This window comes from Bacillus sp. AFS040349, from assembly GCF_002577655.1.
Taxonomy (GTDB): domain Bacteria; phylum Bacillota; class Bacilli; order Bacillales; family Bacillaceae; genus Metabacillus.
The window spans coordinates 1-2,050 of record NZ_NUMC01000186.1; the positions used below are offsets into that span (position 1 = coordinate 1).

At 30.4% G+C, this 2,050-nt stretch carries 2 protein-coding genes; both read left to right on the top strand.

Translation table 11 applies throughout. The features are described 5' to 3' along the window. The first annotated feature begins 471 nt into the window (after positions 1–471). A complete protein-coding gene (locus COD11_RS25830) occupies positions 472–1,398 on the top strand; it encodes a glycosyltransferase family 2 protein (RefSeq protein ID WP_255301714.1) in 927 nt (308 codons plus the stop codon). Continuing rightward, the gene (locus COD11_RS25835) at positions 1,370–1,789 is read left to right on the top strand and encodes a GtrA family protein (protein WP_098799751.1); all 420 of its coding nucleotides are present in this window, start codon (positions 1,370–1,372) and stop codon (positions 1,787–1,789) included. The genes COD11_RS25830 and COD11_RS25835 overlap by 29 nt, the downstream gene beginning before the upstream one ends. Positions 1,790–2,050: the final 261 nt, after the last annotated feature.

The window sequence follows — 2,050 nt, forward strand, 5'->3', positions numbered from 1 at the left end:
TTTTAAATTAGCATTTATAAGTAGGGATACTGGTCTTTTTTGTTTTGTTAAATGGTAGTTAAACCGAAGGTTTGTATGTGAAAATTAGAGACAAAGTAAAAACAAGCTGACGTGGAGATATTCTCACTTTCTCAACACACTTTTATCGTTCATTCCCCTTATGAACGACACTGCACGCCCTTTTCCAACCACTTTTAATGTTCATTCCCCCTGTGTGAGAGTTGGGCATCGCCAAGTAAGATGTTAAAAGAAAGTGTAATGGACTTTAGATATCGACAAATTTCTCCAAATATCGGGTAGTGACAGGCACCAAAAAACAAATTCCCTCACCATAAACATTTTTAGTATTATTATCCTGTTTTAGTAAATCTTAATAAGTACAAATGTAGAAATGCTATTTAGTCAGAGGTGTAAATTTTGTTTTTAGATAGGATTACTAGTGAGAGTAGATTACTTATATTTGCCTTTTTCATCATATGTTTGTACCTTTCTCCTCTCTTTGTGTTAGGTGAGAATGCACATATAAGGGTCGATGGGAGCAAAGATCAAACATGGTCTATTATCTATAAAGAAAGCTTAAAAAATAAAAAAGTACATGGTTTAAAACTAGCAAGAAATGTTGGACACCAAAGTGCGTTATTAGCAGGATTAATTGCAGCTAAAGATTCATCAGATTGTGTTATATCTATTGATGCAGACTTACAAGATGACGTAGATGTTATAAAAGATTTTATCTTAAAATATAATGAGGGCTTTGATATTGTATATGGTGTAAGAGATAAACGAGATACGGATCAACTATTTAAGAAAACAACTGCAGAAGCATTCTACAAAATAATGCAGAAACTAGGTGTCAATTTAATCTATAATCATGCTGATTATCGCTTAATGAGTAAAAGGGCTGTTGAGGAGTTAGAAAAATTTGAAGAAGTAAATTTATTTTTAAGAGGAATAGTTCCTTTGATTGGGTTTCCATCTACAGCTGTTTATTATGATCGAAAAGAAAGATTTGCTGGAGATACCAAATATCCTTTAAAGAAAATGATTTCCTTTGCTTTTGAAGGCATAACCTCTTTTTCAGTAACACCAATAAGGTTTGTTTTACTTCTAGGATTCCTCTCTTTTTTTACTAGTTTGTTGTTTGGATCATATTTTGTAACTTTAAAGTTTATTGGAGAAACAGAGACAGGGTGGACATCATTAATTACATCTATTTGGTTAATTGGCGGACTACAGTTAATAGCCATTGGATTAATTGGAGAGTACATTGGGAAGATTTATAAAGAGTCAAAACGACGACCAAGATATAGTATTGATATAAATACTTTAGGTTTAACAAAACAACTTATTAAAAGGAATATTGAAACTGATGCTTCAGACCATAAAGAATTATTATAATAAGTCAAACACAATTATACGATTTATTGGAGTCGGGCTAATAAATACTATCATTGGAATCTCTTCGATATTCTTGCTATTAAATGTATTTGGTTTTTCTTATTGGGTATCAACTTTTATAGGTAATGGTATAGGAGCTATTATTAGCTATTTTCTTAATCGAAATTTTACGTTTAACAGCAATGTTAATAATAAAAAAGGAATTGCTCTTTTCTTATTTGTCATTTTAGTAAGCTATTATGTTTCTTATAATATAGGGTACAGTTTGATAAATAAGAACGTTTTAAGTACCAATATATATGGAGAAGAGTTATCAATATTGTTGGCTGCACTTATCTATACAGTATTGAACTATTTAGGGCAGAGATATTTGACGTTTAAACAAGTATGAAATTATTACCAGTTGATAGTTATGAATATTATTGGTATGATGTAAATCCAGTCACGAATTATAAGTGATTGAGTAATTCTAACAATCATCTTCTAAAAAACATTTTAAAAATGTTTGACATAATTTTTATTACGTGTTAAGATGATAGTCCAGTCGTTGAGAGATACGAATTGGACAAGATATGATCTTTGAAAACTAAACAAAACCAAGCGTGCCAACGTTAATTTCGATTAACAAAAAAAACGTACTATATAGTACAAA